The sequence below is a fragment of the Streptomyces sp. CA-249302 genome (genome assembly GCF_050936785.1).
Lineage (GTDB): Bacteria > Actinomycetota > Actinomycetes > Streptomycetales > Streptomycetaceae > Streptomyces.
Genome location: NZ_JBNJMG010000001.1, coordinates 7516269 through 7532917, shown reverse-complemented (window position 1 = coordinate 7532917; position 16649 = coordinate 7516269). Strand labels below are relative to the sequence as shown.

19 protein-coding genes are annotated in these 16649 nt (G+C 70.4%); 7 read left to right on the top strand and 12 right to left on the bottom strand.

Features of this window, described 5'->3' with window-relative positions; all coding sequences use genetic code 11:
* Positions 1–6 precede the first annotated feature (6 nt).
* The 3 genes from ACQEWB_RS34275 to ACQEWB_RS34265 are packed head-to-tail and all read right to left on the bottom strand — an operon-like array spanning position 7 to position 2278.
* The gene (locus ACQEWB_RS34275) at positions 7–963 is read right to left on the bottom strand and encodes a methionine synthase (protein ID WP_432844173.1); all 957 of its coding nucleotides are present in this window, start codon (positions 961–963) and stop codon (positions 7–9) included.
* Positions 964–1001: 38 nt separating this feature from the next.
* A complete protein-coding gene (locus ACQEWB_RS34270) occupies positions 1002–1691 on the bottom strand; it encodes an SDR family oxidoreductase (RefSeq protein ID WP_432837948.1) in 690 nt (229 codons plus the stop codon).
* Positions 1692–1738: 47 nt separating this feature from the next.
* Positions 1739–2278 carry a TIGR00730 family Rossman fold protein gene (locus ACQEWB_RS34265; protein ID WP_432837946.1) on the bottom strand — a complete coding sequence of 180 codons (540 nt, stop codon included), beginning with the start codon at positions 2276–2278 and terminating at the stop codon, positions 1739–1741.
* A 50-nt stretch (positions 2279–2328) separates the two neighbouring features.
* Here ACQEWB_RS34265 and ACQEWB_RS34260 point away from each other — a divergent pair, with 50 nt between their 5' ends.
* A complete protein-coding gene (locus tag ACQEWB_RS34260; RefSeq protein WP_432837944.1) occupies positions 2329–2652 on the top strand; it encodes a DUF427 domain-containing protein in 324 nt (107 codons plus the stop codon).
* 97 nt (positions 2653–2749) lie between these two features.
* Positions 2750–3535 (top strand): alpha/beta fold hydrolase, encoded by a 786-nt coding sequence (locus ACQEWB_RS34255; protein ID WP_432837942.1) that lies wholly within the window; start codon positions 2750–2752, stop codon positions 3533–3535.
* A gap of 31 nt (positions 3536–3566) precedes the next feature.
* Here ACQEWB_RS34255 and mnmA read toward each other — a convergent pair whose 3' ends face one another.
* Positions 3567–4703 carry a tRNA 2-thiouridine(34) synthase MnmA gene (gene mnmA, locus ACQEWB_RS34250; protein WP_432837940.1) on the bottom strand — a complete coding sequence of 379 codons (1137 nt, stop codon included), beginning with the start codon at positions 4701–4703 and terminating at the stop codon, positions 3567–3569.
* Between the two features lie 60 nt (positions 4704–4763).
* On the opposite strand from mnmA, the gene ACQEWB_RS34245 reads away from it, so the two are divergent.
* Both ACQEWB_RS34245 and ACQEWB_RS34240 read left to right on the top strand, forming a co-directional pair.
* Positions 4764–5441, top strand: a complete 678-nt coding sequence (locus ACQEWB_RS34245; protein ID WP_432837938.1) for an N-acetylmuramoyl-L-alanine amidase — start codon at positions 4764–4766, stop codon at positions 5439–5441.
* A gap of 212 nt (positions 5442–5653) precedes the next feature.
* A complete protein-coding gene (locus tag ACQEWB_RS34240; protein WP_432837936.1) occupies positions 5654–7423 on the top strand; it encodes a multicopper oxidase family protein in 1770 nt (589 codons plus the stop codon).
* 99 nt (positions 7424–7522) lie between these two features.
* On the opposite strand, the gene ACQEWB_RS34235 is transcribed toward ACQEWB_RS34240, so the two are convergent.
* The 3 genes from ACQEWB_RS34235 to ACQEWB_RS34225 all read right to left on the bottom strand — a co-directional run bounded on the left by ACQEWB_RS34235 (position 7523) and on the right by ACQEWB_RS34225 (position 9256).
* A complete protein-coding gene (locus ACQEWB_RS34235; RefSeq protein WP_432837934.1) occupies positions 7523–8686 on the bottom strand; it encodes a cysteine desulfurase family protein in 1164 nt (387 codons plus the stop codon).
* Positions 8687–8786: 100 nt separating this feature from the next.
* Entirely contained in the window at positions 8787–9065 is a 279-nt protein-coding gene (locus ACQEWB_RS34230) for a DUF4190 domain-containing protein (RefSeq protein WP_432837932.1), read from the bottom strand.
* Positions 9066–9100: 35 nt separating this feature from the next.
* Positions 9101–9256, bottom strand: coding sequence for a hypothetical protein (locus ACQEWB_RS34225; RefSeq protein WP_432837930.1), 156 nt, complete (start codon positions 9254–9256; stop codon positions 9101–9103).
* 158 nt (positions 9257–9414) lie between these two features.
* Between ACQEWB_RS34225 and ACQEWB_RS34220 the strand changes: the two genes are divergently transcribed.
* On the top strand, positions 9415–10041 hold the full coding sequence (locus ACQEWB_RS34220) for a TetR family transcriptional regulator (protein WP_432837928.1): 627 nt from the start codon (positions 9415–9417) through the stop codon (positions 10039–10041).
* Between the two features lie 78 nt (positions 10042–10119).
* Here the strand turns inward: ACQEWB_RS34220 and ACQEWB_RS34215 are convergent, their stop codons facing one another.
* On the bottom strand, positions 10120–10512 hold the full coding sequence (locus ACQEWB_RS34215; RefSeq protein WP_432837926.1) for a hypothetical protein: 393 nt from the start codon (positions 10510–10512) through the stop codon (positions 10120–10122).
* Between the two features lie 139 nt (positions 10513–10651).
* Complete coding sequence (locus ACQEWB_RS34210; RefSeq protein ID WP_432837924.1) at positions 10652–11641, bottom strand: helix-turn-helix transcriptional regulator; 990 nt, start codon at positions 11639–11641, stop codon at positions 10652–10654.
* Positions 11642–11748: 107 nt separating this feature from the next.
* Between ACQEWB_RS34210 and ACQEWB_RS34205 the strand changes: the two genes are divergently transcribed.
* On the top strand, positions 11749–12339 hold the full coding sequence (locus ACQEWB_RS34205; RefSeq protein ID WP_432837921.1) for a TIGR03086 family metal-binding protein: 591 nt from the start codon (positions 11749–11751) through the stop codon (positions 12337–12339).
* Here ACQEWB_RS34205 and ACQEWB_RS34200 read toward each other — a convergent pair.
* A complete protein-coding gene (locus ACQEWB_RS34200; RefSeq protein WP_432837919.1) occupies positions 12326–13189 on the bottom strand; it encodes a thioesterase family protein in 864 nt (287 codons plus the stop codon). The genes ACQEWB_RS34205 and ACQEWB_RS34200 overlap by 14 nt on opposite strands.
* Positions 13190–13353: 164 nt before the next feature.
* Here ACQEWB_RS34200 and ACQEWB_RS34195 point away from each other — a divergent pair, with 164 nt between their 5' ends.
* Positions 13354–14577, top strand: a complete 1224-nt coding sequence (locus ACQEWB_RS34195) for an alpha/beta hydrolase (protein ID WP_432844171.1) — start codon at positions 13354–13356, stop codon at positions 14575–14577.
* Here the strand turns inward: ACQEWB_RS34195 and ACQEWB_RS34190 are convergent.
* Positions 14486–15142, bottom strand: a complete 657-nt coding sequence (locus ACQEWB_RS34190; protein WP_432837917.1) for a trimeric intracellular cation channel family protein — start codon at positions 15140–15142, stop codon at positions 14486–14488. The two genes, ACQEWB_RS34195 and ACQEWB_RS34190, sit on opposite strands and share 92 nt — an antisense overlap.
* Positions 15143–15177: 35 nt before the next feature.
* A complete protein-coding gene (locus ACQEWB_RS34185; RefSeq protein ID WP_432837915.1) occupies positions 15178–16569 on the bottom strand; it encodes a M1 family metallopeptidase in 1392 nt (463 codons plus the stop codon).
* Positions 16570–16649: the final 80 nt, after the last annotated feature.

The window sequence follows — 16649 nt, the reverse complement described above, 5'->3', positions numbered from 1 at the left end:
CTCCCGTTACTCTGGGTTGTCCGCGAGTGATCTCGCCGCCCGGACGCAGTGGGCGAGGGCCCGGCGCGCGTAGTCGGGGGAAGCCCCCGCGAGTCCGCACGACGGCGTGAGGGTCACCGCTTCCGCGAGAAGTCCCGGTTGCAGCCCCAGCCTGCGCCACAGCGTCCTGACACCCATGACGCTACCGGCAGGGTCTGACAATCGGCCGTCCGTGCCCGGCACGACACCTGCGAAGAGCCGGGTACCCCCTTCCACCGCCTCGCCGATCGTGTCGTCGTCACGCTCGGTGAGGAGTGCGAAGTCGAAGGAGACCGCCGCCACGCCCGCCCGGCGAAGCAGGGCGAACGGGACGTCCGGTGCGCAGGAGTGGACCACGACGGGGCCGTCGCCGTGAACCCCCACGACGTCACGGAGGGCGGCCTCGACGAGCTGGCGGTCGACCGCGCGGTGGGTGCGGTAGCCGCTGGCGCTCTTCACCTGGCCGCGCAGGACCGCGGTGAGGGAGGGCTCGTCGAGCTGGAGCACCAGCTGGGCGCCGGGCACGCGGCGCTGCATCTCCGCCAGGTGCAGCCGCAGTCCCTCGGCGAGGGAGCCGGCGAGGTCGCGGCAGGCGCCGGGGTCGGAGAGGGCGACCTCGCCGTTCCGGAGCTCCAGGGCGGCGGCCAGCGTCCAGGGGCCCACCGCCTGCACCTTGAGCTGCCCCTCGTACCCCTGGGTGAACTCCTCCAGCGCGTCCAGGTCCTCACCGAGCCAGGACCGGGCGCGCTTGGTGTCGCGTCCCGGGCGGTCGCCGAGCCGCCAGCCGCTGGGCTCCACGCGCGCGTACAGTTCGACGAGCATCCCGGCGGTGCGCCCGACCATGTCGGCGCCGGGCCCGCGGGCGGGCAGTTCGGGCAGGTACGGAAAGTCCTCGAAGGTCCCGGTGACGGTCTTCGCGGCCTCGCGGGCGTCCCCGCCGGGCATGGAACCGACGCCCGTGGCGCCGCCGAAACGGAACTGGGTCACTTGCCCGGCCTCACCGTCAGGTCGTTGACCTCGGCGTCCCTGGGCAGGTCGACGGCCATGACGATCGTCGTGGCGACCGACTCCGGGTCGATCCACTTGGCGGCGTCGTACTCCTTGCCCTCCTGCTGGTGGACCTTGGCCTGCATCGGGCTCGCCGTGCGGCCCGGGTAGACCGAGGTGACGCGGACGCCGCCCGCGTGCTCCTCGTGGCGCAGGGAGTCGGCGAGGGCCTTGAGGCCGTGCTTGGAGGCGGCGTACGCGGACCAGTCGGCGTGGGCGTTCAGACCGGCGCCGGAGTTGACGAAGACCACGTGCCCGCGCGCGGCGCGCAGTTGGGGCAGGAAGTGGCGGGTCAGCTCGGCGGGCGCGATCAGGTTGACGTTCAGCTGGTGGCGCCAGGTCTTCGGGGTGAGCTCGCCGACCGGGCCCAGGTCGACCACACCGGCGATGTGCAGCAGGGAGTCCACCCGGTCCGGCAGCGTCTGGTGCGAGAAGGCCCAGGACAGCTTGTCGGGGTCGGCCAGGTCGCCGACGAGCGTCCGCGCGCCGGGGAACTCCGCCGCCAGCTCCTTGGCGCGGCCCGCGTCGCGCGCGTGCAGGACGAGTTCGTCCCCGCGCGCGTGGAGGCGGCGGGCGACGGCCGCGCCGATGCCGGAGCCGGCTCCGGTGATCACATGTGTAGCCATGCCGCCATGCTCGCACCCGCGAGCACCTGCCCGGCTCGCCAGGTCGGCTACTCCACCCCTCGGCTCTCTTCCAGGTACGCCAGCGCCCCCACCGGCTCCTCCGCGAAGAACACCAGGTCGGTCAGCGGGACGGGCAGGAAGCCCTCGTCCTCCATGCGCCGGAACTGCTCCTTGAGGCCGTCGTAGAAGCCCGCGGTGTTGAGCAGCACCACCGGCTTGTCCGTGTGCCCGTGCTTCTTCAGCTCCAGGATCTCGGTGGCCTCGTCGAGCGTTCCCGTACCGCCGACCATGACCACCACGGCGTCGGCCTTCTCCAGAAGCAGCTTCTTGCGCTCGGCGAGATCGGCGGCGATCACCATCTCGTCGACGCCCGGGCGGACCTTGGCGGCCAGGAACTCCACGGAGACCCCGACGAGCCGCCCGCCCGCCTCCTGCACACCGTCGGCGACGACCTTCATCAGCCCGACGTCCGAACCGCCCCACACGAGCGTGTGCCCGCCCTTGCCCAGCAGTTTCGCGAACTCGCGCGCGGGGCGCGTGTAACGGTCGTCGAGGTCGGCGGCGGAGAGGAAGACGCAGATACGCATGAGGCCACCGTACGCGGGAAGAACCGGGGCCCCGCGAACGCTTTTCCGGTATGGCCCAAGGACACACGATCACCATCGAGCAAGGCGACCAGCACGTGCGCGTGGTGCACGGCGACCAGATCCTCGCGGAGAGCGAACGGCCCCTCGTGCTCAGGGAGACGGGCAGTCCGGTGCGCTACTACATACCCGCCGAGGACGTACGACTCGATCTGCTGACCCCCTCCGAGACCCACACCTACTGCCCGTTCAAGGGCACCGCGTCCTACTGGTCGCTGCCGGACGCGCCGGACCTGGTGTGGTTCTATCCGGACCCGAAACCGGACGTCGCGGAGATCAAGGACCACCTCTGCTTCTACGAAGTCGAAGTCTCGTAGGCCGAAGTCCCGTAAACCGAAGTCCCGTAAGCCGAAGTGTCGTAAGCCGAAGTGTCGTGAGCGATTAAATCCGCGCCATGGGGGAGTCTCCTCAGGCATGGACAAGAAGACCCTTTCGCAGGACGGCACCCCCATCGCGTACCAGCGCACCGGTCAGGGCCCCGCGATCATCCTGGTGAGCGGGGCCATGTCGACGGGCGCCACCGTGGCACCCCTCGCCGGGCCCCTCGGCGGCCGTTTCAGCGTCGTCTCCTACGACCGCCGGGGCCGCGGCGCGAGCGGTGACACGGCCCCCTACGACGTGGCCCGCGAGGTCGAGGACCTCGCCGCGCTCATCGACGCGGTGGGCGGCGAGGCCTCGCTGTACGGCATCTCGTCCGGCGGCGCGCTCGTCCTGGAGGCGGCGGCGAGCGGACTGCCGCTGCGCTCCGTCGCCGTGTACGAGGTGCCGTTCACCCTCGACGACACCGCCGCCAAGGAGCGCGCCGAGTACACCCGGAACCTCACCGGGGCGCTCGCCGAGGGCCGCCCGGGCGACGCCGTCGCGCTCTTCCTGCGGCTGACCGGCATGGCCGAGGAGATGATCGAGGGCGCCCGCAACTCCCCCATGTGGCCCGGCATGGAGACGATCGCACCGAGTCTCGCCTACGACGACGCCGTGCTGGCGGGCGGCGCGGTGCCGCGGGAGCGGCTGGCCGCGATCGGCGTGCCCGTGCTGTCCGTCGCGGGCGGCGCGAGCCCGGAGTGGCTGCGCGAGGCCGCCCGGGCGGTGGCCGAAACAGCGCCCCAGGGGTCGTACCGAATGCTCGAAGGACAGACCCACATGGTCGATCCGAACGCCCTCGCGCCGGTGCTGGCGGACTTCTTCCGTAGCGGCACTTGAGGAACGGCCGAACCGACGGTGGGCGCCGGCCTTACGCCACCGAAGTCGTCGTCCTCGCGCGCGTGGTCGTCGCGATCGTCGCCGAGCCGACCACGCGCGTGCCGTCGTACAACACGATCGCCTGGCCGGGGGCGACGCCGCGGACCGGCTCCGTGAAGGTGACCTCCAGGGTGCCGTCGACCAGTTCGGCGGTGACCTCGGTCTCGCCGCCGTGGGCGCGGAGCTGGGCGGTGTAGGTGGCGAGGCCGGAGGGGGCGGTGCCGCACCAGCGGGGCCTGATCGCGGTGAGGGCGGTGACGTCGAGGGCGTCCGCCGGGCCGACCGTCACCGTGTTGTCCACCGGCGAGATGTCCAGGACATAGCGCGGCTTGCCGTCGGCGGCGGGGGTGCCGATGCGCAGGCCCTTGCGCTGGCCGATGGTGAAGCCGTACGCGCCCTCGTGCGTGCCCACCTTGGCTCCGGACTCGTCGACGATGTCGCCCTCGGCCTTGCCCAGCCGGTTCGCGAGGAAGCCCTGGGTGTCGCCGTCGGCGATGAAGCAGATGTCGTGCGAGTCGGGCTTCTTGGCGACCGCCAGGCCCCGGCGCTCGGCCTCGGCACGGATCTCGTCCTTGGTGGTGACCGTGTCGCCCAGCGGGAAGAGGGCGTGCGCGAGCTGCCGCTCGTCGAGGACGCCGAGGACGTACGACTGGTCCTTGGCCATGTCGGAGGCGCGGTGCAGCTCGCGGTTGCCGTCCTCGTCCACGATCACCTGGGCGTAGTGGCCGGTGCAGACGGCGTCGAAGCCGAGCGCGAGGGCCTTGTCGAGGAGCGCGGCGAACTTGATCTTCTCGTTGCAGCGCAGACAGGGGTTCGGGGTGCGGCCGGCCTCGTACTCGGCGACGAAGTCCTCGACCACGTCCTCCTTGAAGCGGTCGGCGAGGTCCCAGACGTAGAACGGGATCCCGATGACGTCGGCGGCGCGGCGGGCGTCGCGCGAGTCCTCGATGGTGCAACAGCCCCGCGCGCCCGTGCGGAAGGACTGCGGGTTCGCGGAGAGTGCGAGGTGGACGCCGGTGACGTCGTGGCCGGCTTCCGCGGCGCGGGCGGCGGCGACGGCGGAGTCCACCCCGCCGGACATGGCGGCGAGTACGCGAAGGGGGCGGGGGCGCTGCGGGGTGTCAGTCATAGCCCTTCAAGAGTAAGGGCCCGTGGGAACCGGAGCCCACGAGTATCCGTTGACGATCACATGGGGGACGAGCAGGACGGGAAGAAGGACCGGGAAGGCGACAAGCGGCTCGGGCGGCGGGCGCTGATCCTCGGCGGCGCGGCGGCGGCCGTCGGCTCGGCCGCGCTCGCCCGCGATGAGCTGGCCCACCTGTGGTGGCGGCTGCCCGGGGTGGAGCGACCACGGGTGGCGGGCGCGGTGGACTTCCGGGGCGCGCGCTGGATCGCCGCCTCGTCGGCGAACTACCGGCGGGCGGACCGCCCGGACGACTACGCGATAGACCGGGTGGTCGTCCATGTCACCCAGGGCGGCTACGCGAGCGCGGTCAAGGCCTTCGAGGACCCGGGCCACCGGGCCGCGGCCCACTACATCGTCCGCAAGGACGGCCGGGTCACCCAGATGATCCGCGAGCTGGACGTGGCCTTCCACGCGGGCAACCGGGGGTACAACGAGCGCAGCGTCGGCATCGAGCACGAGGGCTTCGTGGAGCGCAGGTCCTCGTTCACGGACGCGATGTACACCGCGTCGGCGCGGCTGACTGCGGGGATCTGCGCGCGGTACGGCATACCCGTCGACCGGGAGCACGTCATCGGGCATGTGGAGGTGCCGGGGACGGACCACACGGACCCCGGGCCGTACTGGGACTGGGACCGGTACATGGGTCTCGTACAGCATGCACGTACAAATTCAGGCAGCTGACTCAATTTGTTTGTCAACGAAGTTGCAAAACATCCGTGCAGACAGCATGTCCGATGCGTCCCACGCACCTCACGCGATCTGCACATCCTCAACTAAGCTTAATTTCAGGTGAGTTGAGGACGATGGGCATTCTGGGCCCACTCACAGCCTGCGCGGCGTGCTCCTAAATTCGCCTCAGTTTTCACACAGGCCTTAGGTCAAACATCCGGGCCATGACTCACACCACGGACCCCGCCTTCGAGGCGGGCAGAGAGAGCGAACACGATCGCGGCAAGGACCAGCACCGCAAGAACCGGCAGGACAAGGGCGAGCACCGCAAGGCGGCTCCCGCCAAGAGCGAGCACGGCAAGGCGAGCCAGGGAGGAGGACGCCGGGGCAAGGGCCTGCACCGGCGTCAGTTCCTCGGTGGCATGGCCGGGGCCGGGATCGGGGCGGTCGTCGCGGGCGGAGCGGTCTTCTCACTGCTGAGCGAGGCGGACAAGAACAAGGCGGGCGCGGCGACCAACACCGCGACCCTGACCATCCCGGACCTGCTGGAGGGCACCACCTCCGACAGCGTCACCACGTACACCCTGGAGGCCAAGACCGGCTCCCACGAGGTGCTCTCCGGGGTCACCAGCGACACGATGGGCTACAACCAGGACTTCCTCGGTCCGACCATGAAGTGGACCAACGGGGACGTGGTCCTGCTCAACATCACCAACAGCATCGGCGCGGACACCACCGTGCACTTCCACGGCGCCCACGTCCCGCCCAAGATGGACGGCGGCCCCCAGGTCGCCTTCGCCGACGGCGAGACCTGGTCCCCCACCTTCACCGTCAAGGACCCGGCGACCACCCTCTGGTACCACCCGCACGCCCTCGGCACCACAGCCCAGCAGGCCGTGCACGGCCTGGCCGGGATGATCATCGTCGAGGACGACACGGACACCTCCGCCGCGCTGCCCAGCGACTACGGCGTGGACGACGTGCCGCTCATCTTCCAGTGCCTCGCCGTGGACACCGACGGAGACATCAAGTACGACGCGGCCGGCTACCGCGAGTCCGACACCGCCTTCCCGCTGCTCCTCAACGGGACCAACGTCGACGACACGACACTCACCTTCACCGCCACGAAGACGCGGACCCGGTTCCGCTGTCTGAACGCCTCGCCGTCGGACATCATCACGATCCAGCGCAGCGACGGCGGCAACCTGACCCAGATCGCCACCGACCAGGGGTACCTCGCCGAGGCGGCCGACGTCACCACGATCCGCCTGGTCGCCGGCGCCCGCGCCGAGTTCGTGCTGGACCTCTCCGAGGACGTCACCCTTCAGGCGGTCGTCACCACGGGCTGGATCCGCGGCGGCTCCGGCACCTTCGACGTCCTCGCGGTCACGGCCAGTGGCACCGACACGGTGGACGACCTGCCCAGCACCCTCAACACCATCGACCGGTACGACACCAGCGACTTCACCGCCCGGACGATCACCCTCGGCAACAGCGGCGCGACCATGCTGATCAACGGCTCCGCGGGCACGAGCATGGACTCGATGGCCATGATCAGCACCACGCTGGGGTCCAAGGAGATCTGGACGATCAAGAACAGCACGCAGCTGGAGCACTCGTTCCATCTGCATGACGTTCCCTACCAGCTGATCTCCATCAACGGAGAGGATCCGACCGGCGTCCAGCTCGGCTGGTACGACACCTACGAGGTGGTCGGCGGCGGCTCCATCGTGATCGCGATGGAGTTCACCGACTTCGCCGACGACACCTACATGTACATGCTGCACTGCCACCTTCTGCAGCACGAGGACGAGGGCATGATGGCGTCCCTCATGATCACGGACGACGGTTCGACCAGTACGAGCACCAGTACCGACACGTCCGACAGCAGCGACTCCACGGCCACAGCCACGGCCAGCGCGAGCGCCTCGGCGTCCGCTACGGACGACTCGACCGCGACGGCGTCGGCGAGCGCCAGCGCGACGGACAGCTAGTCCCCCGGGTCCGGTGTCGGCCTCCCCCGTGGACGCCGGACCCCTCGTCAAGGGCCGGGGAGAGTCAACAGGCTCTCTCCGGCCCGCCGTCGGTTCGGCTCAGGTCAGTCCGGCCGCGCGCGCCCGCTCCACCGCCGGGCCGATCGCCTTGGCGACCGCCTCGACATCGGCCTCCGTGGAGGTGTGGCCGAGGGAGAAGCGGAGGGTGCCGCGGGCCAGGTCCGGATCCGTGCCGGTGGCCAGCAGGACGTGGCTGGGCTGGGCCACGCCGGCCGTGCAGGCGGAGCCGGTGGAGCACTCGATGCCCTGGGCGTCGAGGAGCAGGAGCAGGGAGTCGCCCTCGCAGCCGGGGAAGGTGAAGTGGGCGTTGGCCGGCAGCCGGTCCACCGGGTCGCCGCCGAGGATCGCGTCCGGCACCGCCGTACGCACCGCCTCGACCAGGCTGTCGCGCAGGGTGCCGATCTCGCGGGCGAACCATTCGCGCTGTTCGGCGGCGAGGCGGCCGGCGACCGCGAAGGATGCGACCGCGGGGACGTCGAGGGTGCCGGAGCGGACATGGCGCTCCTGGCCGCCGCCGTGCAGGACCGGTACGGGGGTGTACTCGCGGCCCAGGACCAGTGCGCCGATGCCGTACGGGCCGCCGACCTTGTGGCCGGAGACCGTCATCGCGGCGAGGCCGGACTCCGCGAAGTCGACCGGGACCTGACCGAAGGCCTGGACCGCGTCGGAGTGCAGGGGGACGCCGAACTCCTTTGCCACGTCGGCCAGTTCACGGACCGGCAGCACGGTGCCGATCTCGTTGTTGGCCCACATCACGGTGGCGAGCGCGACGTCGTCGGGGTTGCGGGCGATGGCCTCGCGCAGGGCGTCGGGGTGGACCCGGCCATGGGCGTCGACCGGGAGGTACTCGACGGTCGCGCCCTCGTGTTCGTCCAGCCAGTGCACGGCGTCGAGGACGGCGTGGTGCTCGACGGGGCTGGCCAGGACGCGGGTGCGGTTGGGGTCGGCGTCGCGGCGGGACCAGTACAGGCCCTTCACCGCGAGGTTGTCGGCCTCGGTGCCGCCGGAGGTGAACACGACCTCGCTGGGGCGGGCGCCGAGCGCTTCCGCGAGGGTCTCGCGGGATTCCTCGACCGTGCGGCGGGCCTTGCGACCGGATGCGTGGAGGGAGGAGGCGTTGCCCGTGATGTTCAGCTGGGCCGTCATCGCCTCGACTGCCTCGGGGAGCATCGGGGTGGTCGCGGCGTGGTCGAGGTATGCCATGGTGCGTCGATTGTACGGGGCCGAAGTAATCGGCCTCTCGGCCGTGCCCTGTCGTCCTCAGGGCCTTCGGCCGGCGTCGTTCACTGCGCTTTCCCCGGTGTCACAGGCTCCACGAAACGGTGTTGGACATCTGCATCACGATCACCAGGACCGCGAGGTCGGCGACGCCCAGGGTCAGGCCCAGGAAGGCGCGACCACGGCGCTTGGTGCCGCGCCACAGGGCCGCCGCGGCCAGGGCGATGGCGATCGGGCCGAGGAAGACGTTCAGCACGAGGAGGCCGAGGAGGCCGAGGATGAAGGACGCGACGGCCATGCCGTCGGCGTCGCGGCGGGTCGGGGCGGCGGTGGGGCGGGCGGTGGCGGGTGCGGTGAGTTGCATGACGGGTCAGCTCCTGGAGGTCGCTGGGTGGGTGGTCAGTGGGTGCGGCGGGCGTGGCGCTCGCGGAGCGCGAAGATGCCGAGCCAGGCGGCGATCAGGACGGCGGCGACGAGGGTGAAGGTGAACGGCGCGTGGGCCACGGTGCCGAGCACGGCACCGAAGAGCAGCAGTGCGGCGACGAGGAACAGCATGGGATTCGATCCCCCCTCCGAGATGCCCCGTGGACATCTCTCGTGACATCTGTCGTTACGGTTGGGTGAACAGTTGTAGTAACACTTGTTCACTGACTATGGAGTCTAGCGCGTCACGCGGCTTCCCAAATCCAGAGAACAGTTGTTAACTGGATGACATGAGTCACACCCTCGGCATCCGGCAGGCCCAGAAACAGAAGACCCGGCAGGCGCTGCTGGACGCGGCACTGGGCCTGCTGGAGGAGCAGAGCCTGAGCAGCCTGGGCCTGCGCGAGGTCACCCGCGCCGTGGGCGTCGCCCCCACCGCCTTCTACCGGCACTTCCGCTCCATCGCGGACCTCGGCGTCGCCCTGGTCGAGGAGGCGCTGGGCAGCCTGCACCCGATGATCCGCACGACGGTGACCACGGCGGACAGCAGCGAGGAACGCATAGCGCGTGCCATCGAGTTGATCGCCGGCCACGTGGACGCCTACCCGGCGCACGTCCGCTTCATCGCCCGGGAGCGGCACGGCGGGGTCCAGCCGGTGCGCGAGGCCATCCGGGACCAACTCGTGCGGTTCGCCGAGGAGGTGGGCACGGAGCTCGCCAAGGACCCCGAGTCCCAGGGCTGGAGCGAGGACGACCTGCTGATGCTGGCCCACCTCTACGTGGACCAGATGCTGATCACGGCCTCCCTCTTCCTGGAGGCCCTGGAGGGCACGGCGGCGGACCGGGAACACGTCACCCAGGTCGCGACCCGGCAGATGCGGCTGATCAGCATCGGACGCCATCACTGGCGGCACTGAGCCCACGCCGGACGGCAACACACAGGGGCGGCACCCCCGTTCACCGGGAGTGCCGCCCCTGTCGTACGACGGAACGCGTCAGCTCTTGGTCGACGCCGCCGACGGCTGGCCGCTCGGCGCGCCGCTGGGGGCCGCGCCGCCTCCGCCCGGGCCGCCCTGGCCGCCGCAGCCGCCGCCCATGCCGCCACCGCCGGGGCCACCCTGACCGCCCCCGGGGGCGCCGCTGGCCGCGCCGCTCGGCATACCGGAGGGGTTGCCGGTGGGCCGGTTGGTCGCGTTGCCGGTCGGGGCGCCCGAGGGGGCGCCGCTGGGCATTCCGGACGCGTTGCCGGACGGCGCCGAACAGGCCTGCTGCTGCCCGGAGTTGCCGTTGTTCGAGGACGACGAGGAGTCGCTCGAACCACAGGCCGCCAGGACCAGAGGCGAGAGCGCCAGCAGGGCCACTGCGGGGACGAGACGCACACGCTTCATGAGAAACAACTCCAAGGAAGATGAGGACTTCTTGAGGCGGGACTCAATCAACGGCGCTTAGGGCTTCCTTGGGGGCGGTCTGTCCCCGGCCTGTGATTCAGGTAAAGGGAATCCCAATAAACCCTTCTGACCTGCTACTTCAGGAATCCCTCAGGATTACTCGCTGGTACAAGCCCGTGACAGAAGCGGCCGCGGCGGCGAGTTCGGCACGCAGTTCGGGGGGTGTCAGGACCTCCACGCTGTCGGCGAACTGGAGGAGCCCGCGGGCCTCGCGGACGAAGCCGTACGACAGCTTCACGGTCACCCACTCCCCCTCGGCGTCCATGTCGCCCTCGATCTCCGGGAGTTCGGCGACCTGGGAGGCGGTCAGGCGCAGGAACATGTCGAGGCGGTCGCGCCGGACCCGGACCGTGACGTCGAGTCCGCCGGGCCGCTCCTCGACCTGCCGGCGCAACACCTCCCAGACGTCGGCGAGTTCGACGCCCGCCCGCCGCCGGACCGCCTCCTCGAGGACGGTGGCCGAGCGCACCCGGTCGGCGCGGAAGAGCTGCGGCCGCGTACGGCGGTCGGCGACCAGGTACCAGACGCCGGCCTTCGAGACGAGTCCGTACGGGTCGACGGTGTACGTCCGCGGGTCCTGTTCGCCGCTGTGCCGGTACCGCAGCCTCAGGCGCCGGTCGGCGAAGACCGCGTCCTGAAGCACGTCGAGGTCGACGGCCTTCTGCGGGCCGCCCTTCCAGCGGGTGGCGTCGACGAGGATACGGCGGCTGGTCACCTCGGCGGCCGGGCGGTACGGCGCCGGCAGCGCGGCCATCACCTTGCGCAGGGCCGAGCCGAGGGCCGCGTCCAGGCCGAGCGCGGCGTGCGCGCCCTGCGCGGCCAGGATGAACAGCGCGCGGGACTCGTCGGCGGTCAGTCCGGTGACGTCCGTACGGAAGCCGGCCAGCAGCTCGATGCCGCCGTGCCGCCCGCGCTCGGCGTAGACCGGTACCCCGGAGGCCGACAGGGCCTCGACGTCCCGGTAGATCGTCCGCACCGACACCTCGAGGCGGGCGGCGAGTTCGTGCGCGGGGACGCGGCCGCGGGTCTGCAGGAGCAGCAGGATCGAGAGCAGGCGGTCGGACTTCACGGCACCAGAGTCCCGCCGTGGGCGGGCCCGTCGCAAATGCTGACGGATACTGTCAGGTTATGCGGGGGAACCTCTGGGCGACGGATCACCGAGCAGAGAGGTCCACCATGGACGCCACGGATCCCCGCCCGATATACGCCCGTGCCACCGAGCAGACGGCCGCGCTGATCAAGACGGTGACGCCGGAGCGGCTCAACGGCCCTACGCCGTGCACCGAGTTCGACGTACGCACGCTGCTCGGGCACATCGTCGGCGGCACTCTGCGCATCGCGGTGGTCGGCGAGGAGGGTGACGGGGGCGATGTACGGGCGCTTGTCGAGGGTGTGGCCGACGACGGGTGGCCGGCCGCCTACGAAGAGGTGCGCGCCCGGGTGTTGAAGGCCTGGGAGAGCGATGAGCGGATGGTGGAGGCCGTGAAGGTGCCGTGGGGTGAGGCGCCCGGCCGGGTCGCCCTGTCGGCGTACGTCATGGAACTGGTCGTCCACACCTGGGACTTGTCGGAGGCGCTCGGCCACCCGGTCGAACTCGACCCGGAACTGGCGGAGTTCTCGCTCACGATGGCCCGGCAGGTGCTGCCGGAAGCGGTCCGTGAGGGTGCGGACCTGCCCTTCGCCTCCGCGCTGCCGGCCCCCGAAGGAGCCGACGGCTACGGGCAGTTGGCGGCCTGGCTCGGCAGGGCGCCGCTCAGCCCAGCCTGACCCGTGCCAGCTGGCGGGACTGGGCCACCAGCCTGTCCTCGCTGTCCCAGACCTCCGCGTCCTCCTCCAGGAAGCCGCCGGCCAGGTTGCGGGTGGTGATGGAGACGCGCAGGGGGCCGGGGGCCGGGCGGCAGCGGACGTGGACGGTGAGTTCCACCGTGGGGACCCAGCCCTTGAGGCCGATCTCGAAGGCGGTGGGCGGGAGCGCGTCCACCGCCAGCAGGAGGGAGAGCGGGTCCGCGTCCCGGCCGTCGGCCAGGCCGAACCAGGCCCGCATCTCGCCCTTGCCGGACGGCGCGCCGACCGCCCAGCCGAGGGTGGCCGGATCCAGCTTGAGCATCAGCCGGTCGGCGATGGCGGAGCTGCCGGAGACCGGGGCCGGTGCGTCCTGCGGACCGAAGCACTGGTCCATGGGCGGGATCACAGGCGGCGTCGCCGTCGTACGGACGTCGTCCGGGAGGGCGTCCAGGTCGCCGTAGGAGGCGAGGACGCGGATACGCTCCACCTCGCGGCCCTCGTCGTCGTACTGGAAGAGGGAGGCCTGGCCGGTGGAGAGGGTGCGGCCGGTGCGCACGACCTCGCTGCGGACGACCGCCGGGCCCGGCTGGGACGCGGTCAGGTAGTGCGCCGAGACGGTGAACGGGTCGGCGTGCGGCAGGGTGTCCGCGAGGGCGCGGCCGAGGACCGCCAGCAGATAGCCGCCGTTGACGGCGTTGATGATGGTCCAGCCGGCGGAGAGCTCGATGTCGTGGACGCCGGGCGCGCGCCGGGTGAGCGCGGTGTCCCGGTCGAACTCGCTGTCGCCGATCGTGGCCCGGGCGAGGTCCGGGGCGGTGGCTGCTTCTGGCATGGGTGAACGGTACAACAGTTGATTACTAAGCGGTAGCTTTTAGGATTACGGCCGTGTGAATCATGACCATCCCGGACCTGCCCCCGGGTGAGATCCCGGCAATTTCTTGGTAAGTGTCCGAACTCGTCCTCAACCTGAAGCCCTCCCCGCCCCTCTATGGGGACATGAGCCTCACCGGGACTCCGTTCCTCTACACGCTGATCGTGCTGTTCGCGATCGCCATCGTCGTGCCGCTGGTCCTGTGGTCACGGATGCGCGGGCCGAAAGCCCTGCGCCTGGCGGCCCGCATGCTGATGCTGCTGTTCGCCCAGGGGACGGCGGTCGCGCTGGTCTTCGTCCTCGTCAACAACGCCAACAGTCTCTACGACAACTGGGCCGACCTGCTCGGCACGGGCGACCACGTGCAGCAGGCGGCCAACCTGGGCGCCGACGGCACCGGCGGAATAGCGCTGAAACGGTTGCCCAAGGTGAAGCAGGACTTCACGGCGGCCAGCGGGCCGGGGATGCGCGGGGTGCGCGAGACCCAGCTCAAGGGCCGGGTCTCCGGAGTGAACGCCGAGGTCTACGTCTGGCTGCCGCCGCAGTACAGCGAGCCGAAGTACGCGCACCACAGGTTCCCGGTGGTCGAGTTGCTGCCCGGCTACCCCGGCTCGGCGAAGGCCTGGTTCGGGTCGATGCACGCGACCCAGCAGCTGGCCCCGCTGATGAGGAACGGCGAGGTGGCCCCCTTCATCCTGGTCGCGCCGCGCACCAACCTGCTGGCCGGTGTGGACACCGGCTGTGCCAACATCCCGGGCACGGTGAACGCCGACAGCTGGCTCAGCATCGACGTACCCAAGATGGTCATGGACAACTTCCGTGCCCTGCCCGCGCCCGACGGCTGGGCGGTGTCCGGCTATTCGGCCGGCGCGCACTGCGCGGTGAAGCTGGCCGTGGCGCACCCGGACCGGTACATGGCGGCGGTGAGCATGTCCGGGTACAACGACCCGATCGGCGAGCGCAACTCGCTGGCCGCGCAGAACCTGACCCTGCGCGAGGAGAACAACCCCTATCTGCTGCTGAAGAAGAAGCTCACCCCGCCGAAGATCGCGCTGTACCTCTCCGGCCAGCCGCACGACGGGTACGAGGCCGCCGTCGCCCTGGAGGAGACCGCGAAGGCACCGACGACCGTGCACGTGGTCTTCATCCCGAAGAGCGCGGGCGGGCACACCATGGCGCTGTGGCGGCCGCAGGTGGTCCCCTCCTTCCGCTGGCTCTCGGTGGAGATGGGCCAGCACCGGGCGCACGCCCGGAGTTCTACTCCTCTCGAACCGTCGACCGCCGGTTCCACGCACGCGGCGCTCGCCAGTGGTACTTCATCGCGAGCAGGCGCAGGGCGAAGGCGGTGACCACCGCGAGCCCGCTGGTGAACGGGGTGAGGGCGTCGTAACGGATGCACAGGACGACCATGGTGGCGCCGACGATCGCCGGGACCGCGTAGAGGTCGCGGTCCCAGCGCAGCAGGGACGGGACCTCGTTGGCCAGCACGTCCCTGAGCACACCGCCGCCGACCGCGGTGGCCAGGCCCAGGGTTGCCGAGGAGGTGAGGCTCAGCCCGTACTCGTACGCCTTCGTCGTGCCGGCGACGCAGAACAGGCCGAGGCCGGCCGCGTCGAAGACGTTCACCGCGATCTGGATGCGCTCCACCTGCGGGTGCAGGAAGACGACCAGGAGCGCGGCGAGCATCGGGGTGAGGAAGTAGCCGAGATCGGTGAAGGCGGCCGGCGGTACGGCGCCGATCACCAGGTCCCGGAACAGCCCTCCGCCCAGCGCGGTGACCTCGGCGAGCACGGCGATGCCGAAGACGTCGAAGTTCTTGCGGACGGCCAGCAGCGCGCCGGAGATGGCGAACACGAAGATGCCGACGAGGTCGAGCGTGTGCTGGACGGAGGGACTGAAGAGTTGCTGAAGCACCCCACATTCTTACGCGCGGGCTGCTGCCGAGCCGATCACAGGGCGGGCTTGCCCGTCGTGTAGATCCACGTCTGGAACAGGTCGTCCAGGTTCTGCCCGGAGATCTTCTCGGCGAGGCGGATGAAGTCGGCCGTGTTCGCGTTGCCGTACTTGTGGATCTTCGTCCAGGTGGGCAGCAGCTTGAAGAAGGCCGTGTCGCCGATCCGTTCGCGCAGCATCTGGAGGGTCATCGCGCCGCGCTGGTAGACCGCGGAGGCGAACATGGTGTCGCGCTGCGGGTCGGCGACGGTGATCTGCCAGAAGGGGTTGTCGGCGGCGCGGGCGTTGTAGGCGGCCAGGAACGAGTCGTGGGCGCTGCGGGTGCCCTGGTGCTCGGCCCACAGCCACTGGGCGTAGGTGGCGAAGCCCTCGTTGAGCCAGATGTCCTTCCAGCGCTCCACCGACACCGAGTCGCCGAACCACTGGTGGGCCAGCTCGTGCACGATCGTGGTCTCGCTGCGCACGGCCGAGTACGCCGGCTTGCTCTGCACCTCCAGCGAGAACCCGGCCTCCGGCATGTCGTCGACGATCGCGCCGGTCTCCTCGAAGGGGTACGGCCCGAAGACCTGCGACCAGTAGTCGGTGGCGGCGGCGGTGACGGCGTACACGTCGACGCTGTTGCTGTTCGCGAGCACTGGGTCGATGGCGACGTAGATGGGGGTCCCGGCGGGGGTCCTGCCGGTCTTGACGTCGAACTTGCCGATGGTGGCGGTCGCGAGATAGGTCGCCATGGGCTTGCTCTCGCGCCAGTGCGCGTACGACGAGTCGCCCTTGTCGTAGGACGAGACGAGCCGGCCGTTGGAGACTCCGGTCAGGCCCTTGGGGGCCTTGATGCGGATGTCGTAGGTGGCCTTGTCGTCGGGGTGGTCGCTGGACGGGAACCAGGTGGAGGCGGCGTTGGGTTCGCAGGCCACGAAGACGCCGTCGGTGGTCTTCATCCAGCCGTAGTCGGAGCCGAACACGATGGGGCCGTTGAGGGGTTCGGGGACACCGCCGTAGGTGACGGTGACCTTGAAGTCGCGACCCTTGGGGAGAACTCCCTTGGGGGTGATGCGCAGTTCGTCGCCGTCGCGCGTGAACTCGGCGCGTCTGCCGTCGACTTCGACTCTGGTGACCTCCAGTTTCTGCAGGTCCAGGTCGAAGGAGGTGAGGCTCTGGGTGGCGTGGGCGGTCAGGGTGGTACGGCCGTCCAGGCGGTCGGTGTCCGGGTTGTACGCCACGTCGAGGTCGTAGTGGCGGGCGTCGAAGCCGCCGTTGCCCAGGAGCGGGAAGTAGGGGTCGCCGAGGCCGGGGGCGCCGGGGCCCGGGGCGGAGGAGGCCGCGATGACCATGAAAGAAGCCGCCGCGGTGACGACGGCTCCTAAGCGTGCCGAACGGGAGAGTTTCACGGGTCGTCCCTTCGGTGTGCCGATAAGTCGGACACGGACGACTCTTTACCCTCCCGCTCGGGCATGTGCATGACTTTACC